General features: G+C 53.0%; 1 rRNA gene. It reads right to left on the bottom strand.

Annotated features, from left to right (window positions below):
• Positions 1-2: 2 nt before the first annotated feature.
• Positions 3-2230: ribosomal RNA gene (locus tag ACZ6ZR_RS38625) — 23S ribosomal RNA — on the bottom strand; the annotation flags it as partial.

The following is a 2230-nucleotide window of genomic DNA, read 5'->3' as shown; positions in this document are numbered from 1 at the left end:
TTTTGGTTAAGTCCTCGATCGATTAGTATTCGTCAGCTCCATGTGTCACCACACTTCCACCTCGAACCTATCTACCTCATCGTCTTTGAGGGATCTTACTTACTTGCGTAATGGGAAATCTCATCTTGAGGGGGGCTTCATGCTTAGATGCTTTCAGCACTTATCCCGTCCACACATAGCTACCCAGCGATGCCTTTGGCAAGACAACTGGTACACCAGCGGTGTGTCCATCCCGGTCCTCTCGTACTAAGGACAGCTCCTCTCAAATTTCCTACGCCCACGACGGATAGGGACCGAACTGTCTCACGACGTTCTGAACCCAGCTCGCGTACCGCTTTAATGGGCGAACAGCCCAACCCTTGGGACCGACTACAGCCCCAGGATGCGATGAGCCGACATCGAGGTGCCAAACCTCCCCGTCGATGTGGACTCTTGGGGGAGATAAGCCTGTTATCCCCGGGGTAGCTTTTATCCGTTGAGCGATGGCCCTTCCATGCGGAACCACCGGATCACTAAGCCCGTCTTTCGACCCTGCTCGACTTGTAGGTCTCGCAGTCAAGCTCCCTTGTGCCTTTACACTCTACGAATGATTTCCAACCATTCTGAGGGAACCTTTGGGCGCCTCCGTTACCTTTTAGGAGGCGACCGCCCCAGTCAAACTGTCCGCCTGACACTGTCTCCTGCCCCGCTAAGGGGCATGGGTTAGAATTTCAATACAACCAGGGTAGTATCCCACCGACGCCTCCTTCGAAGCTGGCGCTCCGAGATCTCTGGCTCCTACCTATCCTGTACAAGTTGTACCAAAATTCAATATCAGGCTACAGTAAAGCTCCACGGGGTCTTTCCGTCCTGTCGCGGGTAACCTGCATCTTCACAGGTACTATAATTTCACCGAGTCTCTCGTTGAGACAGTGCCCAGATCGTTACGCCTTTCGTGCGGGTCGGAACTTACCCGACAAGGAATTTCGCTACCTTAGGACCGTTATAGTTACGGCCGCCGTTTACTGGGGCTTCAATTCGCAGCTTCGCTTGCGCTAACCACTCCTCTTAACCTTCCAGCACCGGGCAGGCGTCAGCCCCTATACGTCACCTTACGGTTTTGCAGAGACCTGTGTTTTTGCTAAACAGTCGCCTGGGCCTATTCACTGCGGCTCTCATGCGCTTGCACGCTCAAGAGCACCCCTTCTCCCGAAGTTACGGGGTCATTTTGCCGAGTTCCTTAACGAGAGTTCTCTCGCACACCTTAGGATTCTCTCCTCGACTACCTGTGTCGGTTTGCGGTACGGGCACCTCTCACCTCGATAGAGGCTTTTCTTGGCAGTGTGAAATCAGGAACTTCGTCCATACGGACTCGCCATCACAGCTCAACGTTACAGTGTGCGGATTTGCCTACACACACGCCTTACTGCTTGGACGCGCACAACCAACGGCGCGCTTACCCTATCCTACTGCGTCCCCCCATTTCTCAAACGGTGAGGAGGTGGTACAGGAATATCAACCTGTTGTCCATCGCCTACGCCTATCGGCCTCGGCTTAGGTCCCGACTAACCCTGAGCGGACGAGCCTTCCTCAGGAAACCTTAGTCATACGGTGGACGGGATTCTCACCCGTCTTTCGCTACTCATACCGGCATTCTCACTTCTAAGCGCTCCACCAGTCCTTCCGATCTGACTTCAACGCACTTAGAACGCTCTCCTACCACTGACATCGTAGATGTCAATCCACAGCTTCGGTGAATCGTTTAGCCCCGATACATTTTCGGCGCAGCGTCACTCGACCAGTGAGCTATTACGCACTCTTTAAATGATGGCTGCTTCTAAGCCAACATCCTGGTTGTCTGTGCAACGCCACATCCTTTTCCACTTAACGATTACTTTGGGACCTTAGCTGGTGGTCTGGGCTGTTTCCCTTTTGACTACGGATCTTATCACTCGCAGTCTGACTCCCGTGTATAAATATCTGGCATTCGGAGTTTGTCTGAATTCGGTAAACCGGGATGGCCCCCTAGTCCAAACAGTGCTCTACCTCCAGTATTCTCATCACGAGGCTAGCCCTAAAGCTATTTCGGAGAGAACCAGCTATCTCCAAGTTCGATTGGAATTTCTCCGCTACCCACACCTCATCCCCGCACTTTTCAACGTGCGTGGGTTCGGGCCTCCAGTAAGTGTTACCTCACCTTCACCCTGGACATGGGTAGATCACCTGGTTTCGGGTCTACGACCACGTACTA

This window comes from Kitasatospora sp. NPDC088742 (assembly GCF_055584905.1).
Note: the sequence above shows the minus strand (reverse complement) of the source record. Positions and strands in the feature narration are given on the sequence as shown.